This is a genomic window from Mucilaginibacter sp. SMC90 (genome assembly GCF_022811725.1).
GTDB lineage: Bacteria > Bacteroidota > Bacteroidia > Sphingobacteriales > Sphingobacteriaceae > Mucilaginibacter.
The window spans coordinates 613,912-630,158 of the sequence record NZ_CP094527.1; the positions used below are offsets into that span (position 1 = coordinate 613,912).

A 16,247-nucleotide genomic window follows, 5' to 3' on the forward strand; every position below is an offset into this window, starting at 1 on the left:
ATGCATCCATCACAAAACTTAAAACCCGAATGGGTTGATATAATTCGTAATGCAGCTCCCGAAGCCGAACAGGCAGGCAAACTGCAGCCCGGTCAGCTGGCACTTATTTATGAGCAGGGCTGGTTTAAATTTTTAGTGCCACAAGCTTACTCCGGTTTGCAATTGGCCCTGCCGCAAATGGTACGACTGGAAGAAAGCCTGGCCTGGGCCAATGGCAGCCTTGGTTGGGTAGTGACTTTGTGCAGTGGCGCAGGCTGGTTTGGCGGATTTCTTGATGCCGGCCTGGCTGCGGAGATCATGACTAATCCACAGTTATGTTTGGCTGGCAGCGGCGCATCAACCGGTACAGCTACCATTAACGGCGATGGTTACATTATTAACGGAACCTGGAAATATGCCAGCGGTGCGCATCATGCAACCCATATCACCGCAAACTGTATCATTAAAAACGGGCAGGAAACTGTTTTGAATAAGGAGGGCGAACCGCTGATATTACCTTTTGTTTTTGATAAAAAAGACGTGCGTGTTTTCCCGGCCTGGAAATACGTAGGTATGATGGCTACCGGCAGCGATGCCTATGAGGTAAAAGATCTGTATGTTGATAAAAATCGTTGCTTTAAGATCGACCCGCAATACACCATTGTAAATGAGCCTTTGTACCGCTACCCCTTTCTGCAATTAGCCGAAGCAACGTTAGCGGCTAACCTTTCGGGCTTGGCGGTTCATTTTCTTGACCTCTGCATACCGGCATTTGATGAGCGCATGAAAAACCCACGATTAACCGAACCGCAAAAAGCATACATCAAACAGTTACTGGCCGATCAAACCATTTTAGTTAATAAAGTCCGAGCTGAGTTTTACGAGGCTGTTGACAACTCATGGAATAACTTTGAAGCGGCTGATAACGGTTTGCAGGCTGTGAGTACGATGAGCCGCAAGCTGGCCAAAGTTGCTCGTGAAAGTGTGGATAAGCTCTACACCTATTGCGGTCTGTCGGCTGCCAATCCGGATACGGAGATCAACCAGGTATGGCGGGATATCCATACCGCCGGGCAGCACTCGCTACTTACCTTTGAGTCGTAAAAAGCGACGTTTTATCCTACTTAAAGATATTCGCTAAGCTCATTTCTTAAAATAGCTATCAGTTCAGGATCATTGAACTGATAGTTATCTTCAATATCAAGCACAATCAGCTGCTTGCCATTTACGCTAAACCGTTGCTTCAGTATTTCCTTATGCTTTTGCTCCATCACAAAGATAACATCAGCACGATCAATCATTTTTTGATTTACCCTCACCCGGGCTTTATCACTTGTACCCGCCGATGAAGCCTTGTGCAAAGGGTGGTTCCTGAATAAAGCCTCGGCCGTAGGGCTGCGCCATTGGTTTTTACTGCAAATGAAAAGGAGGTTGGGCATAGGTCTTGAATATCTTTTTTTTAGCTAAGTGGGCAGTGTGTATTTTATTGATTAATTAAATCCGGCGAACGCTGAAAGTGAAATGACAAAAGAGGGCAGGTCAGTCAGCCTGTTGAAGACTTGCGCGCAAAGGCCTGCCCACCATGCTTCGACGCGCTCAGCATAACACTCCTGTTGAGCTTGTCATGGGTACTGATAACCACAACCGTCATTTCAACCAGCCAGTAGGGTATGAGAAACTTATGTGCCATATTGATCACTCTGCATATTGTGTCATTTAACGAAATGAGGAAGAGTGAAAATGATATTTTTTTATTTATCATCCTATAAAAATCTCCCGCTCCACATTAACCTGCTTTAAAAAATACTCATCGTGCGACACTACGATTAACGTACCCCGATAATCATTAATAGCGGCTGTTAATATTTCGATATTTTGAATATCGAGGTTGTTGGTAGGTTCATCCAAAATGATCATATCAGGTGCCTGGTTGCCTATGGTTAGCGAGCAAAGCATTAACCGCATTTTTTCGCCGCCGCTAAGGGCGCTGCATGGTTTGTCCCAATCCTCGCGGGTAAACAGGAAGCGGTTAAGTCTGATTTTAATATCATGCTCCTGCAATGCTCCTGAATTAAATTCTTCGGCTTGTTCATACACACTGAGTTTATTATTGATCAGCGAGTAATCCTGATCGATATATATGGCTTTGACCACAGCCCGGTTAATTATCCCGGATTGTGGCTCCAGCCTACCCAGCAGCATTTTTATCAACGTTGTTTTGCCTGAGCCATTTGCTCCCCTGATCACTAATCTTTCGCCACTGGTAATTTGAAAGCAGAGCGGGGGAGCCCAAAGCGACTGCTCCCCATATTCAAAGTTGAGATCTTTTGCGGTTATCAACACTTTCCCTTTGTGAAGAGCAGAATTATCAAAATCCATCTTCATTTTATCGATATCAGATAAACGGGTACGCAGTTGGCTTAACTCCTGTGCAATTGCCCCGGTTTTTTCGGCGTGCACACCCTGCATTTTTGATGTGCTTTTTTCGGCGCTGTTTTTCAGGGTTTTCATCATGATGGTAGGTACGCCCGCTTTTTCCTGTTTCTTTTTACCACGGGCATCCAGCTTTTGCTGCCGCTCTATGGATTCACGTTCGGTCTCTTTAGCCTTGCGGAGGGCCTTCTCCTTGCTTTTTACATCCTGGTTCAAGGCCTCGCTTTCAATGTCTTTTTGTTCGGCATAAAAATCATAATTGCCGCCATATGTAGTAATGCCGCGCTTGCTTAGTTCGCAAACGGTGTTGAGCAGGTTAAGCAACGTACGGTCATGACTAACCACCAATAAAGTGTTATTTGTTGATTTAATATAATTATAAAGTAGTTCCCTGCCTGCCGTATCCAAATGATTGCTTGGTTCATCCAACAAAACTATTTCGGGGCGATGAATAGCGATGCCCGCCAAAAATACTTTTGTTTTTTGCCCGCCGCTAAGCGAACCCATTTTTTGCGACAGATCAATATCCTTAAGCTGCCAGTGGATAAAAGCTTCCTGGCAGCGTTCTTCAATGGCCCAGTCATCATTGAGCACGGTCATGTTCTCGTCGGTTACATTCCCGTCGAGAATTTGCTGCAGGGCATTTAGTTTGTCGGCTATTCGCAGTACTTCAGCAACAGTAAGGTCATTATATTGACCGAAGATCTGCGGCACGTAATAAGGCCGCGAATCAGTTTTTACTACACCGCTGACTGGTTTTAAATTTCCGGCCAATATTTTAAGCAGGGTCGATTTTCCGGTGCCGTTATTGCCTATCAGGGCAATTTTATCATCTTTGTTAACTACGAGATCAATACCGGCAAATAAAAGATCACGGTTGGGATGTATATAGGTAATATCGTGAAGAATAGGCATAATTTCTTTCTTGAAAAAGGTGAATAATTGCAGGGGCGTTGCAACAACGGCACTGTGTTATTTGTCCTGAAAGAAATTATTAATCACATAGAGGGAATGGTTGGTTACCGGGGCAAAGGTAATAAAAAGGATTGGAACACGGTTATTGTCGCAATACGCTCTGGAAAATCGAGTTCAAATTTGGCTAATCTGATACAAAAAATTTCTACACGAATGCTTTTCAAACCTTTCACAATTAATCGAATTACACGAATTTTTAATTGGGATTGTTTAAAATTCGTGCAGAAATTTTTTATTTGCAATCGGGTAACCCAATGGCAAAAACTACTTCGTAACCTTCTCCACTTTAAAATCCTCAAACTTTACATCAAAACTTTGCTTGCCGGGTGCCGCCGCCACCATGCCGATCATCGCTTTTACATTGGGCGGAAAATATGCCAGGCGGAGCATATCATATTTTTCACCATCAAACGAGTATTTGATCTCCACAAAATCGCCTTTGCGCAGCAATTTTAACCAAACAGATTTGGGGCTGTCATGCCTTGGCACTACCGACCAATCCGAAACTTCACGGGTAACTACGGCGCTTACGTTTTGAACACCGTCGACATATTCGATCCCGGTTTTGATCCAGTTTTTGTTATCGATCCTTACCATTAAGCCGGCCTGGTGAAACAGCTCTTTGTATGCACCGGTAATTTTCACGCTCGCCTCAAAATCGCCCTCCTGTTCGGTAAAATAAAAGGGGCCGTTATCCCGGATAAAACCGTAATGGGTTACCCGCCAGTAATCTGTTGCCGGGTCGACAGTCATGTGCAGCGTGCTGCCTTCTATTGATGATTTTTGAGGTTTACTGTACCACTGCATACTGTTTAAGTTTTGTGCCAAACCAAATTTGCTGAGCAGGGCAAATAAGGTTAAAAAGGTTAGTTTTTTCATGGCGGTAAATTTATGATAATAAAGAATGAAGCCCGCCCGGATATTATTATCTTTTGTGATTTTAAAGTTTGATATGCCCTTAAACCCGGGTATCTTTATATTATGAATGAAACCACAAAGTGGGGGATTATTACAGCAGTAACAATCATCTTCTTTACCTGCCTTATCCCTGTAAATATTTTCACTTCGGCACTTTACCTTATTGTAATTGCGGGAGCTGTTGCCATCACATTTGTTTCAGTAAAACTTTTGGTGAGTATTTTTCTTAAAGATCTTACCAAAGCAGTAAAAAATGAGGATGACTTGCCTGAAGATGAGCGCAGGGAAGCAATTGCAAAAGCGTATAACCCGTCGGGCTGTGTTATATTACCTGTAATTCTGGTGCTTTTTTGGGGTGCAGTAGCTTTATTGATCTGGCGCGAAATCCAAATGGAAAAGAACGAGATCCACAATTATGGGCAGTTAACAAAGGCCGATATAGTTGGCGGTAGTTCCTTTAGCAGCAGGAAATATGATTTCAGCAAAATTGTGCTGGGCTTTAAAAAAATAGACGGCGATTCGGCCTTTGTAAATCATTCTATCACCGCAAATCAATTTAAAGAATATTATAAAGGCGAGCCCATAGTGATCATTTATTCAACCCGGTACCCTTCTATCCTGGAGGTTATAAATAGCAAGGCCGAACTGGATGAATACCTGAAAGATCACCCAATAAAAAAATAAGAACCCGATTGATCTTTATGTCACAACCGGGTCCGTTTAAATTAAGGTATCTGGAAATCAGTACTGTTTTTATTTCATCTTCAACAGCCGGCATCCAAATAGTCCGCCTGCTGTTTTGCCCGGTAAGGCCTGAAACTTTATAACGATATTTTGCTTGCCGGCAAGTAATGTTGCGGGTATAGAATAGTTTATTGTGTAAAAATCGGGGGATGCTTTTTTAACCAGTTTTTCTGTGGCTATCTTTTGCCCGTCTATTAAGATCTCAAACTCCCGTCCTTCGCCATCTGCACCAAAATAGCTGCATTGAAGTTGGGCAGTGGCCGCACCCTTGGTATTCAGTTGGAAAGAAAACCAGCCCCCATCAGTGGCATCGCGCCAGCGCATTCCGTCAACCTCGCCGGTGTGGGTGTGCTCGCCTTTAAAGTTATGGTCGCGTTCGGGTTGCATTTCGCCTATGCGCATCATGTCGAGCGTATTGGCAGCCAGTTCATCTTCGGCCTTACGTTCGGCGTCAAATTGTTGTTGCTTCAATTTCCACTCCCCGTTGTTGAAAAAGTCCCAGTAAACGGCTTGTTTCTGATCGTATATTTTGTAAAGTGGTTCGAGTATTACCTGTTTGCCCAGGTTGCTGGCATAAAATACGGTTGGCTTATCTGCAACCGGTTTGATCCATTGGTTTAGGTCTGGATCTGAAGCAACAAACACCGGGATATCACGTTTTTTAATGTCAGCCTTACCTAACTGCCCGGCCAAAACCAGCGGGCCATACAGGAATGCTTTCATATTGGCATTGTCGGGCATACTTTCTGTGTACAGGCTCATCGGATAGGTCAATTTAACTCGGTCTCCTTTTCGCCACATACGGTTAATGGTAATATAGCTTCCCGGTTTGGTTGTTATAGCAATAGCTTTCCCATTTACGGTTAGCTGTGCACCGCTAACAGCCCATTTAGGATAGCGGATGTGCAAGGGCATTTGCCGGTTACGTGCCGATTGGGTAAGGGTGAAATTAACAGTGCCGCTTTCGGGATAGCGGGTTTCCATTGTCCACAACATGCCTTTCTCTTTCCAGTTTAAGGTTGATGGAATAAACAGGTTAAGGTATAAACCTCCGCTATTGTCTTTATCGTAAATATCCATGCCATACTTACTATGGTTTTCCATGCCGGTACCGGTGCAGCACCAAAATGAATCATTGGCCGTGCCGAACTGCTTTTGTGTTCCGGATGCCAGCGTTAAATAATAGAGCACCATGCCGTTTTCCGGATTTTGTGATGCCAGGATGTGGTTATAAAGTACACGCTCATAATAGTCCATGTAAGCAGCCTGAGGATCAAGGCCAAAAAGATGGTCGGTAAGTTTCAGCATGTTATAGCTATTACAGGTTTCGGTAGTTGTAGCGCTCAAATGGGCCGCCAGATGGCCGGGCTTATCGCTGAAACGTTCATGATCACTATTGCCGCCAATAACGTAACTGTAATGGTTCACTACGGTATTCCAAAAGAAATTGGCAATGGCATGATCGGCGGGATTGCCGGTAAGTTCATACTGGCGGGCACAACCAATTACTTTAGGGATCTGGGTGTTGGCATGAAGACCGGCAAGGTCATCCTGCTGCTGCGCCAGCGGATCAAGGATGCGTTTGTGGTGAAAACGGTATGACAGATCCAGATATTTCTTGTTGCCTGTAATGGCGTAAACGTTGGCTAATGCTTCGTTCATTCCGCCGTGCTCACACTCCAGCATCAATTGAAATTGCGCTTCGGTAAGGTTTTTAAATTTGGTATCTATCCAGTCGCAAAATTTAATAGCTACTTGTTTGGCCTGTTGATTGCCTGTATATAAATAGGTATCAACCAACCCGGCTAATATTTTATGCTCCGTATACCACGGTACCCAGGCACCATTAAGGTCAAAGCCCGGCGAACGGATATCGCCCGCGGCTATCTCGTCAAAAAGTTTATCTTCACCGGGTATAGCGCCTATATATCCTGTTTTGCGCACCCGCTGGCATTCTGCAAGTTCGGTAACTATGTAATCGGTTTTCTGTTTAAATCTCGCATCGCCGCTGGCCGCGTACATCATGGAGCAAGCCGACAAGTAATGGCCCAACGAATGGCCTGACACCCCTGCTGTTTCCCAGCCTCCATAAATTTCGGCTTTGGGTTTCAGCCCCGCATTTTCTCTGAACCGGTGTAAAAAACGGTCGGGCTGCAGGCTAAGCAGCCATTCCCCGTCTTTTTCCATCGCATGTTTAAAGGGGCCGTCAAGTAACCTTACATCGCTCAAATTAAATTGGCTCACCTGTTTGGCAACTTTATCTTTTACTACGTAGCCGGTTTGTGCAGTTACTGCATTTGGCATTAAGCCATATAGCATTGCCGATGCTATAGCCTTATATATTTTTCTCATATGCTTTGTTACTTAACCGTTTGGAGGTTGGAAAAAAACGTTGGTTTATAATTACACTACATAGTTATTGATATTAGCCTGAAAAACCAATCAAAAATTAAAGCTGGATAATATTCAATATTGATTGATTAATTTAAACATATCCCATGGGCCTCAAATCCGCTTTTTTTGTCATGCTGATTCTTGTCATCAGCAACGCTAACCAATTATAACCTAATTTATTCCCATGATCCAGACAGAAAAACCGATGCTTAACAGCACTATCCATGTGGATGCAGCACTCATTGATGATTTCAGACAACAGGGACATGTACTCATCAAAAACATACTACAGGCCGATGAAGTGGCCCATTATCGCAGTGTCATCGGCAACGCGGTAAACCGTTACAATACTGAAACCCGGGCTATGAATGACAGGGATACTTACGGCAAAGCCTTTTTGCAGATCATGAATTTATGGGAGGTTGACGACCAGGTAAGGGAATTCACCCTTGCCAAACGCTTTGCAAAAATTGCTGCAGATTTGTTAGGCGTTGAACATGTGCGTATTTATCATGACCAGGCCTTATTTAAAGAGGCTGGCGGTGGTTTTACACCCTGGCACCAGGATCAGTATTACTGGCCGCTTGATACCAATAAAACGGTAACCATGTGGATGCCGCTGATGGATATTGATGTTGAGCTGGGGATGCTCACCTTTGCCTCGGGCTCCCACCAGGATGGGTTTGCAGAAAATATTCCGATATCAGACGAGTCTGAAACATCGCTGCAAAAATACATCAGGGAAAAAAACTACCCCATAACGCGCGCCGAAACTATGCAGGCAGGCGATGCAACATGGCATTACGGCTGGACATTACATAACGCGCCGGGCAATAGCTCGGCAGATACCACCCGCGAAGTAATGACCATAATTTACTATGCTGCCGACGCACGCGTAACCGAACCACAAAACAAACACCAGGAAAATGACCGTCAACGCTGGCTCGGCGGCTTAAATCCGGGTGAAGCTGCACAATCAAACTTAAATCCTTTAGCTTACTGATAAACCAGATCACCGTTTTTGATATGATAAGAAAGACTTTTTTACTGATATTATTAGTTGTTTGTATTTCAAACTGCTTTGCTCAAAGTCAGGACAAACGCTGGCCCGAAGCCCGCATATGGGCATGGTATAACCAGCAGCCCTGGTATTGCGGATTTAATTATATCCCGGCTTACGCTATTAATTATACCGCCATGTGGGATAAAACAACTTTTAATGAGGCAGCTATAGATAAAGAACTGGCACTGGCCGAAAAATCGGGTATGAACTCCTTAAGGGCGGTACTGCAGTATGCGGTATATGCCGATGACCCGAAATACTTTTTAAATACTTTAGACAGGTTTATGGCCATTTGCGATAAGCATCATATCCGGTTTATACCGGCTTTATTTGATGATTGTTCTTTCGGTATCACCAACGACCCTAAAACCGGTAAACAACCCGAGCCTTTGATGGGCTGGTATGCCTGGGCCTGGTCGCCAAGCCCGGGGCATAGCATGGTGGTTGACTCTACTACGCATCCCAGGCTTAAAAAGTATGTAACAGATGTGATGGCAAGGTTTAAGAATGATAAGCGCATTTTAATGTGGGATTTGTATAATGAACCTACCAACGGCGGCTTGGGCGCGGCTACGTTTCCGCTGCTTAAAAAAACCATTGCCTGGGCAAGGGCAGTAAATCCCTCGCAGCCGCTTACCATTGGCATTTTTGACCAAAACCCGCGGCTAAACAGTATCATTACCGAAAATGTTGACCTGATCACGTTTCATGACTACGGGGATAAACAGCACGTTACTAAAACAATAGAAGAGCTTAAGCAGTACAACCGTCCCATGATCAATACCGAATGGATGAACAGGCCATGGAAATCTACGGTGAGCGAAATTGTGCCGGTTTTTTACCAGTATAAAGTGGGCTGTACCCTTTGGGGATTGGTTAACGGTAAAACACAAACCAATTTGCCCTGGGGGCACCGCCCCGGCGATCCGGAACAGAAGCTTTGGCAGCATGACCTTTACAGCGGAGACTTTAAACCATACAAAGCAGCTGAAATTGATTCGTTAAAGCTGTTTATTGACAGATCTAAAAGCGCTGAATATATCAGTGAACATCAACATAAATAGGTTATTTTGGTTTCTTTGTATATCGAAACTACCCGGAACCGATGATCAAGCCTACGTTAGAAGCTTTAAACAGTCACGATAAAAATACGTTCCTTGCCAGGCTATTTGAGCAGCATGAGTTTGAATCGCCGTATCATTTTCATCCCGAATATGAATTAACGGCTATTTTAAAGGGCGAAGGCAACAGGTTTGTAGGCAACAATATGTCGGCTTATCAACAGGGCGACCTGGTGCTGATCGGGAGCAATGTGCCGCACTGCTGGAAAACGACTTTACATAACGAAGAGATTAACGCTAAATCAGTAGTGATCCAGTTTAACCTCGATTTTTTGGGGCCAAACTTCTTCGAGAACCAATCGGCCTGGAAAGTTGTGCAATTGCTTAAAAAGAGCTTTCACGGACTTCATTTTAGCGGAAAAGGGGCAACGGCCGTCATTAATTTGATGATGGCCGTTGTTAAAACAGATGATCCATTCAAAAAACTCATCCTTGTACTGGAAATCCTTGATCGTTTAACCGATCATACTGTTTACCGGTATTTGAATGCCGAACCTGTAATATATAGCCCTCAGGGGGTAGAGCATCAGCGGTTAAAGCTTGTACAAAGTTTTATAATTGATAATTTCAGGAGTAAGATAACCCTTGATGAGGTAGCCGAAATAGGCAGCATGACTAAAAACGCCTTCTGTAAGTTTTATAAAAAAACTACAGGGAAAACACTGACAGAGGCTATTACTTACTACCGGTTGCAATATGCCATGCAACAATTGATATCGACAGATAAAAACGCCACTCAAATCAGTTTTGACTCAGGTTTTAGTGATGTGGCGTCGTTCCATAAAATATTTAAGCTGTCTACCGGTAAAAGCCCCCTGGGATACCGGAAACATCATCTGGAAATTATAGGTTGATCCCTGATGATTGTTTTAAGCAAGGCCGTATTACTTAAGCCTTATGGAACTGATTAAAGATCAACCACAATCTTTTTTATAAAACCAATACTGTGTAAAATTCATGTTAACTATGGCTGTAGGTAATGGCTATATTTATTATTTGTTAAAATTTACTTAACTTGGTGTTAAACAACACAAGCTGATGTATGTCGCAAAGTAAACTGCCGCTCTATGCTATAGTTGAATTATTAATGCGCCTCACCGGGGTCAATTCTCAAATCGGGAATTATAAAAATCATTCCGAGCGTGGCGACGAGGTTCTGGTCAGAACCACTAACGGTACCATTCAACTTTCCAAAACACTGGTCTTATCTCAATTTAATAGGCCCGAGGATATTCAAAAACAGGACCTTGAATCTTTGGCGTTGAGGTTTAGAAGACGATTAAGCAAGGCATAGCATTGAACTTAAAAAGATTTGTAACGGTTTTTATTTATAGAAAACGTGATAAATTAGTGCATGAAATTAAGTAACTCCTTTAGTGGAGCATTAAGAACGTTTGCCTATTTTATGGCAAGCGGAACCCAAAATACACTTGCGGGGATTAATTATCTTTCATTGTATGGCACCGAACCAAGTGCTATTGAACAGGTATTTGCAATATATGCCAATGTGATTGAACTTGACCATACCGGAGAGGTACTAAACGCCAAATACGCAGAGAAAAGAGCAACAGACTATCTTAGGGCATATTGTGATCCCCGATTTGTTGTTGAGCCTCCGTTTGAAGACTGGGAAGTTGCCCTTCATTGGCCGCCACCGTTAAAAGACCGTGCATAAAAAAATCTCTATATTTAAATCTTCCTTTCAGAGATTAATGACACAGGCCATTTTTATTTAAAGAACAACCCATTAATGGATAAACTCCGTAAGCATATAGAAGCAGTGATCGATATTAGCGATGAGGAGTTTGAGTTTGTAAAACCCTTTTTTACTTATAAAAGGGTCTTCTCTTACTGATGAGGAGAGCAGGTGTATTAAAAAACAAAAAAATGAACCAACAAGCTATAACCGTTTTTGCCAAATGGCAGGTTAAAGAGGGCGAATTAGATGCCGTGCTTAACCTCCTTACCGAGGTTACTAAACAAAGCAGGGCCGAAGAAGGCAACCTGTTTTACAAGCTTCATCAAAGCAACACCGATGTTAATACGCTGATTTTGTTTGAGGGTTACAAAGATGAAGCTGCTGTTGCTGCTCACCGCGCATCCGAATACTTTCAGAATATTGTACTGGGACAGATAGTCCCGCTGCTTGAAAACCGGGAAGTGGTTGTAGCAACCGAGTTAGGTATTTAATAATTGCCATGAACTAACTGTATAAAGAAGCCTTTGGATGTTCAAAGGCTTCTCTATTTAAATATCTTCAAGCCGTTAAACCGCGTAATATATCTAACCTGTTAGCCGGGGCGTTCGGAGATAAAAAATCAGGGATTGTATTTTCGTTTCTTTTGGGGCGACTTAAAAACTCAACCGGCCACTCTGCAATTCTTTGCTCTTTAATATGCATGTATTTACCAGGCTGAGGCTCGGCTATATATTCTTTCTGTAAAATGAGCGCCAATGGATCTTCGCATCCCTGATTTTCTTTTGAAAATTCAAGTGCGTCTTCATAGTTATCAAAAACATAATAATAATCGTCACCGTCTTCAATATCGGGTGCTCCTGCGCCTGGGTGGCACCAAACCCGGTATTCAAGTACTTCGTCCCAAACGTAACCGCCTCCCGATTTAACCAGTGCCGGATACGTTCCCACCATCTCGGTGCTTTTAACTTTTGGGTATGCCGACATTTAGTTGTGTTTGATTATTGCTTTAAAAGGATATTGTTAAATGTACAGCATTATTTGCTATCCAGCTTTCCTGCATTTAATTAAAAAGAAGGGGAAATTTTCGGTGACTTCTGCAATTTCAAATAAACCGGCTACGCCAAATTCGGCCCTGACAGATTCCCGGTCATAAAAGAACATGTTAACCCCATCATGTATCTCGTAACGATCCTGGCTGATAAACTTACCCTGTCCGTAGGTTGGTGCCTCTTTCGATATCGCTGTAAAAACCATATAGCCATTATCAGCCAGTTGGTTGTAACAGTCGGCTATCAATTTCTTTCGTTCGCTGCTATTTAGTAAATGAATTAAAGCATAACAAAATATCCCATCATACTTATTTTGATCAAATGGCATATCGGTTACGGAACCATGATAGATGGTCATATCTGTTCCGTAATGTTTCTCAGCCATTTCAATAGCTGTTTTTGAGATCTCAATGCCAGTTACGGTTATTTCATTGTCTCTGAATATCTGTGCATTGCGGCCATAACCGATCCCGGGGATGAGTATATTTTTTACTGATTTTTCAACGAAAAAGTCTTTTGTCAATACAGCAGATTTTGATGGTTCAAAACCCCACATCTCCTGATTCTCAATAAAGCTTTTTTCCCAAAATTCGGGTTTTACGGTTTCGTTTGCCATAAGTTTATTTCGGATGCTGCCAATTTAACTACAATAGCCTTTAAAATCAAAAGCCCCCGGATTTTTATCCGGAGGCTTATAAATAGTTTTAACGTAATGGCAGCATCATTTAGCTGTGTCTTTTGCCCGCGGAATGAATCCTGGTACGCCGGTTTTTACTACATGATTAAACCGCTGCCTGGTTTCAATATTATTGATTTCATTAAACGCATCTTCCGGCAGCGGTTCTACGTCGAAGTTCTCTTTTGCGCGGGCAGCAGTTCTGGGCGTGGTAAGTAAAGCCGGGCCTCGTTGAAGCGCCCAGGCCAGCAGCACCTGTGCCGGTGTTTTTTTAACCCGTTCGGCAATTGCCAAAACAACAGGATCTTCCAGCGGGCCCGGCCTCATGCCATGGCCTAACGGCGCAAAAGCTAAAAGTATAATGCCCTTTTCCTTACAAAAATCCAGAAGCTCCGTTTCCGGAAGGTAAGGATGTGATTCAACCTGAACTACTGCAGGCTTAATCCTTGCCGATTTGTACAAGGGCATAAGGGTTTCCAGTGTAACATCCGACAAACCGATGGCCCGGCATTTGCCGCCATCTACAAGCTTTTCCATTGCCCGCCAGGTGTCAAGCAAAGTCACGCCCTTATCGTAAATTACATTGCCGTTTTCATCCCGCGGATCCTGATCTTCTCCTGGTTGAAATGCAAACGGGGTATGGATAAGGTACAGATCGAGATAATCGATTTGGAGCCTTTTCAGGCTGCCTTCAAACGCTGCTTCAACACGCTCGGGCCTGTGATTGGTGTTCCACAGCTTGGTGGTAATAAAAAGATCTTCGCGGGCAATACCTTCGGCGGCAATCCCGGCTTGCAGGGCTTCACCTACCTCACGTTCGTTGCGGTATCGTTCTGCGCAATCAAAATGTCTGAACCCGGCTTCCAGCGCGTGCCTCGTTGGTGTTATGGTTTCGGCGGGGTCGGGGATCAGGGTGCCAAACCCAAGGCCTGGCATATTTATAGCATTATTTGCTGACTTCATTTTACGGTATGTTTTAAATACTACACTTAACAATATCATCATCCGTCATACTCGAAAAATTCGTTCTTAGTCCATATCAAAGTGCTGGTAATGAACGGAATTGATATGCGGACTGGAAAAAGCCCGATTGGATTTATCTTGTCATTTTCCTGATATAAAGTTAGGTATGCATTTTCTTTTCAGTTAACCTAAAGCGTCAAATATTTGATGATTCCGGCCAGTGCCCTGTTTCTTACTTTTAAATGATATTAACGCTTTTTTATTTGTATGCAATTGCCGCGCTTGATGGCCCGGTTAACTGAAGAAGCGATGTAGACTTAAATCCAACTATCTTAGCCCACCTGTTAAAATCGGCAAAGGTGTAATCAAACCCGGTTCCGGTTTCAATAAGCATATTCAAGCTCATCATCATACCAAAAACGTTTTGTTTTCTCTCATCATCTATTATGTTCTCTATAGCTATAAATGCACCATCGGCAGGGAGGGCGTCATAAGCTTTCTGCATTAAAACAATCTTGTTCTGCTCGTCCCAGTCGTGCAGGATGTTTCCCATTACAACTACATCTGCATGAGGTATTGGGACACTGAAGAAGTTGCCGCTTGCAGCATTTACCCGATCCGTCAGACCGAATTTTTGTATCGTAGCACTTGCTATGGGCTCAACCGGTGGCAGGTCAAACGTTGTACAGCGCATAGCTGGATTATACGTGGCAACCATAACCGAAAGCAACCCGGCCGAACCGCCCACGTCAATCAGGGTTTTATATTTTGTAAAATCAAATTTTTGAGCAAAAGCCATAAAATTACCCATCTGGATGCCGCTCATAGCACCTGTAAATTCTTTTAATTTTTCTGGGTCCTGATATATCAAACCGAAAAAATCTTCACTGTTTTTTGTCTCGTTTTGCGGAAGCCCGGTAAGCAGCCCCTCGCCCAGGTTTCCCCAAAAGCCATACAACCGGTTGTTCAGCATTTCAAGAAGGCCACCAATGTACGATGGCTTGTTTTTATCTAAAAATGTATCGGTATCTACGGTATTTGAGTAAGTAGCGGTATCTAAAATGCCGCTGCGCGTTAAAAAGCCAAACGCGGTTAAAGCATCCAAAAAATCGTGAACATTTCTGTCTGTACAGTTAAGCCCTAAAAGATGTTTAATATCTTTTGCGCTCATCGTTTTCATTTCGGCAAGCCTGGTAAATAATTGAAAACTGACCGCAGTCAAAAGAATTTTGGAGGCCCAAAAGCCTGTGCCAATTTTCATAATGTTTTCGGGTGATGGCTGGTTAGGTTGCTGTTCCATTTTTTATTGATTATCGGTTTATAAATTGGGAGTTTCTTCGGGGAGCTTAACCGGATACAGGTAGTAATTAATGATCTAAAATACAGGTATTTAATTTAAGAATGAAGGGGTTTTTACACTTGAAAACCTGCGTTTTACTTTATCAAAATCCGGAACCTATCTAACAGACTTTTATTACGGAGGGCCTTTTTGCCCGCAGCATTAGTTTTAAATAACAAATGGAATATTAATTAAATATGGAAGCATCATTTGATGATAAGGCAGTAAAAAATAGCAACATCTTCCTATTTTAGTTCCTAAATATCCTTCTATGATCTTCAAGTACTTTAAAGGCCCAATTGATGAAATGAGCAGCCTTGTAAACGAAACTTCAATTTGCTCCATTTGTAAAAAGACAGATCATTGTTTTGAATTAGATTACACAATTACTGACGTATTCAATGATGATGACAAAGAGGGAAAGCTTGGATGTTACGCTTGCTTGCGGGAAGGGCGTTTTGAATTTTGGCACGATACTGAATTTGGATTGCTTGATGAAAATGGGCTGGATAATATTTATAAACGTGATATAGCCGTGCCGGCTTCACTTGCCATTGAAAAACTAACAGAATTAAAAAGAACCCCGCAATTCATAACCTGGCAACAAGGGTTATGGCTAACTCATTGCGATGATTTTATGGTTTATAAAGGCACGTGGGAGCCAAAAGATTTTTATTCAAATAGTAAGGATGGTGATGGGAAAGCCCTTTTTATGAGCATGACAGATGAGGACATGAATCATTTATGGGACGATAGCTTGCCAGAAAACAAAAACATACTGGAAGAATGGTATTCAACCTACTATGTTTTTGAATGCAGCCATTGCGGCAAATTACGGGGTAATTGGGATTGCGATTAAGGGCCCGCCCCTATTCCTTTACAGGATCGGCCTGC

Annotated in this window: 17 protein-coding genes; 8 read left to right on the plus strand and 9 right to left on the minus strand. The window is 42.9% G+C overall.

The window, feature by feature from the left end; genetic code table 11:
• On the plus strand, positions 1-1,083 hold the full coding sequence (locus tag MTO98_RS02730) for an acyl-CoA dehydrogenase (protein ID WP_243485101.1): 1,083 nt from the start codon (positions 1-3) through the stop codon (positions 1,081-1,083).
• Between the two features lie 20 nt (positions 1,084-1,103).
• On the opposite strand, the gene MTO98_RS02735 is transcribed toward MTO98_RS02730, so the two are convergent.
• The 4 genes from MTO98_RS02735 to MTO98_RS02750 all read right to left on the minus strand — a co-directional run bounded on the left by MTO98_RS02735 (position 1,104) and on the right by MTO98_RS02750 (position 4,266).
• Positions 1,104-1,418: a low molecular weight protein tyrosine phosphatase family protein gene (locus MTO98_RS02735; protein WP_243485102.1), complete on the minus strand. Its 315-nt coding sequence runs from the start codon at positions 1,416-1,418 to the stop codon at positions 1,104-1,106.
• A gap of 104 nt (positions 1,419-1,522) precedes the next feature.
• A complete protein-coding gene (locus MTO98_RS02740; RefSeq protein WP_243485103.1) occupies positions 1,523-1,669 on the minus strand; it encodes a hypothetical protein in 147 nt (48 codons plus the stop codon).
• 68 nt (positions 1,670-1,737) lie between these two features.
• Positions 1,738-3,327 carry a ribosomal protection-like ABC-F family protein gene (gene abc-f / locus MTO98_RS02745; RefSeq protein ID WP_243485104.1) on the minus strand — a complete coding sequence of 530 codons (1,590 nt, stop codon included), beginning with the start codon at positions 3,325-3,327 and terminating at the stop codon, positions 1,738-1,740.
• 324 nt (positions 3,328-3,651) lie between these two features.
• Complete coding sequence (locus MTO98_RS02750) at positions 3,652-4,266, minus strand: DUF1349 domain-containing protein (protein ID WP_243485105.1); 615 nt, start codon at positions 4,264-4,266, stop codon at positions 3,652-3,654.
• 102 nt (positions 4,267-4,368) lie between these two features.
• On the opposite strand from MTO98_RS02750, the gene MTO98_RS02755 reads away from it, so the two are divergent.
• A complete protein-coding gene (locus MTO98_RS02755) occupies positions 4,369-4,989 on the plus strand; it encodes a hypothetical protein (protein WP_243485106.1) in 621 nt (206 codons plus the stop codon).
• A gap of 69 nt (positions 4,990-5,058) precedes the next feature.
• Here MTO98_RS02755 and MTO98_RS02760 read toward each other — a convergent pair whose 3' ends face one another.
• A complete protein-coding gene (locus MTO98_RS02760; protein ID WP_243485107.1) occupies positions 5,059-7,401 on the minus strand; it encodes a glycoside hydrolase family 127 protein in 2,343 nt (780 codons plus the stop codon).
• A 226-nt stretch (positions 7,402-7,627) separates the two neighbouring features.
• Here MTO98_RS02760 and MTO98_RS02765 point away from each other — a divergent pair, with 226 nt between their 5' ends.
• The 5 genes from MTO98_RS02765 to MTO98_RS02785 all read left to right on the plus strand — a co-directional run bounded on the left by MTO98_RS02765 (position 7,628) and on the right by MTO98_RS02785 (position 11,817).
• Positions 7,628-8,446: a phytanoyl-CoA dioxygenase family protein gene (locus tag MTO98_RS02765; protein ID WP_243485108.1), complete on the plus strand. Its 819-nt coding sequence runs from the start codon at positions 7,628-7,630 to the stop codon at positions 8,444-8,446.
• A 23-nt stretch (positions 8,447-8,469) separates the two neighbouring features.
• Complete coding sequence (locus MTO98_RS02770; RefSeq protein WP_243485109.1) at positions 8,470-9,570, plus strand: cellulase family glycosylhydrolase; 1,101 nt, start codon at positions 8,470-8,472, stop codon at positions 9,568-9,570.
• A gap of 41 nt (positions 9,571-9,611) precedes the next feature.
• A complete protein-coding gene (locus MTO98_RS02775) occupies positions 9,612-10,481 on the plus strand; it encodes an AraC family transcriptional regulator (RefSeq protein ID WP_243485110.1) in 870 nt (289 codons plus the stop codon).
• Between the two features lie 500 nt (positions 10,482-10,981).
• Positions 10,982-11,302, plus strand: a complete 321-nt coding sequence (locus tag MTO98_RS02780; protein ID WP_243485111.1) for a hypothetical protein — start codon at positions 10,982-10,984, stop codon at positions 11,300-11,302.
• A gap of 212 nt (positions 11,303-11,514) precedes the next feature.
• Positions 11,515-11,817 carry a putative quinol monooxygenase gene (locus tag MTO98_RS02785; protein WP_243485112.1) on the plus strand — a complete coding sequence of 101 codons (303 nt, stop codon included), beginning with the start codon at positions 11,515-11,517 and terminating at the stop codon, positions 11,815-11,817.
• A gap of 67 nt (positions 11,818-11,884) precedes the next feature.
• Here MTO98_RS02785 and MTO98_RS02790 read toward each other — a convergent pair whose 3' ends face one another.
• The 4 genes from MTO98_RS02790 to MTO98_RS02805 all read right to left on the minus strand — a co-directional run bounded on the left by MTO98_RS02790 (position 11,885) and on the right by MTO98_RS02805 (position 15,314).
• A complete protein-coding gene (locus MTO98_RS02790; RefSeq protein WP_243485113.1) occupies positions 11,885-12,310 on the minus strand; it encodes a hypothetical protein in 426 nt (141 codons plus the stop codon).
• A 57-nt stretch (positions 12,311-12,367) separates the two neighbouring features.
• The gene (locus MTO98_RS02795; RefSeq protein WP_243485114.1) at positions 12,368-12,991 is read right to left on the minus strand and encodes a bifunctional 2-polyprenyl-6-hydroxyphenol methylase/3-demethylubiquinol 3-O-methyltransferase UbiG; all 624 of its coding nucleotides are present in this window, start codon (positions 12,989-12,991) and stop codon (positions 12,368-12,370) included.
• Positions 12,992-13,096: 105 nt separating this feature from the next.
• Positions 13,097-14,014 carry an aldo/keto reductase gene (locus MTO98_RS02800; protein WP_243485115.1) on the minus strand — a complete coding sequence of 306 codons (918 nt, stop codon included), beginning with the start codon at positions 14,012-14,014 and terminating at the stop codon, positions 13,097-13,099.
• Between the two features lie 259 nt (positions 14,015-14,273).
• Positions 14,274-15,314, minus strand: a complete 1,041-nt coding sequence (locus tag MTO98_RS02805) for an acetylserotonin O-methyltransferase (RefSeq protein ID WP_243485116.1) — start codon at positions 15,312-15,314, stop codon at positions 14,274-14,276.
• A 346-nt stretch (positions 15,315-15,660) separates the two neighbouring features.
• On the opposite strand from MTO98_RS02805, the gene MTO98_RS02810 reads away from it, so the two are divergent.
• Positions 15,661-16,212 (plus strand): CbrC family protein, encoded by a 552-nt coding sequence (locus MTO98_RS02810; RefSeq protein ID WP_243485117.1) that lies wholly within the window; start codon positions 15,661-15,663, stop codon positions 16,210-16,212.
• Positions 16,213-16,247: the final 35 nt, after the last annotated feature.

Bases quoted from the DNA above. Each gene is read 5' to 3' on its own strand.
- MTO98_RS02730 (WP_243485101.1), top strand. From the start codon at position 1: ATGCATCCATCACAAAACTTAAAACCCGAATGGGTTGATATAATTCGT.
- MTO98_RS02735 (WP_243485102.1), bottom strand. From the start codon at position 1,418: ATGCCCAACCTCCTTTTCATTTGCAGTAAAAACCAATGGCGCAGCCCT.
- MTO98_RS02740 (WP_243485103.1), bottom strand. From the start codon at position 1,669: ATGGCACATAAGTTTCTCATACCCTACTGGCTGGTTGAAATGACGGTT.
- abc-f (WP_243485104.1), bottom strand. From the start codon at position 3,327: ATGCCTATTCTTCACGATATTACCTATATACATCCCAACCGTGATCTT.
- MTO98_RS02750 (WP_243485105.1), bottom strand. From the start codon at position 4,266: ATGAAAAAACTAACCTTTTTAACCTTATTTGCCCTGCTCAGCAAATTT.
- MTO98_RS02755 (WP_243485106.1), top strand. From the start codon at position 4,369: ATGAATGAAACCACAAAGTGGGGGATTATTACAGCAGTAACAATCATC.
- MTO98_RS02760 (WP_243485107.1), bottom strand. From the start codon at position 7,401: ATGAGAAAAATATATAAGGCTATAGCATCGGCAATGCTATATGGCTTA.
- MTO98_RS02765 (WP_243485108.1), top strand. From the start codon at position 7,628: ATGATCCAGACAGAAAAACCGATGCTTAACAGCACTATCCATGTGGAT.
- MTO98_RS02770 (WP_243485109.1), top strand. From the start codon at position 8,470: ATGATAAGAAAGACTTTTTTACTGATATTATTAGTTGTTTGTATTTCA.
- MTO98_RS02775 (WP_243485110.1), top strand. From the start codon at position 9,612: ATGATCAAGCCTACGTTAGAAGCTTTAAACAGTCACGATAAAAATACG.
- MTO98_RS02780 (WP_243485111.1), top strand. From the start codon at position 10,982: ATGAAATTAAGTAACTCCTTTAGTGGAGCATTAAGAACGTTTGCCTAT.
- MTO98_RS02785 (WP_243485112.1), top strand. From the start codon at position 11,515: ATGAACCAACAAGCTATAACCGTTTTTGCCAAATGGCAGGTTAAAGAG.
- MTO98_RS02790 (WP_243485113.1), bottom strand. From the start codon at position 12,310: ATGTCGGCATACCCAAAAGTTAAAAGCACCGAGATGGTGGGAACGTAT.
- MTO98_RS02795 (WP_243485114.1), bottom strand. From the start codon at position 12,991: ATGGCAAACGAAACCGTAAAACCCGAATTTTGGGAAAAAAGCTTTATT.
- MTO98_RS02800 (WP_243485115.1), bottom strand. From the start codon at position 14,014: ATGAAGTCAGCAAATAATGCTATAAATATGCCAGGCCTTGGGTTTGGC.
- MTO98_RS02805 (WP_243485116.1), bottom strand. From the start codon at position 15,314: ATGGAACAGCAACCTAACCAGCCATCACCCGAAAACATTATGAAAATT.
- MTO98_RS02810 (WP_243485117.1), top strand. From the start codon at position 15,661: ATGAGCAGCCTTGTAAACGAAACTTCAATTTGCTCCATTTGTAAAAAG.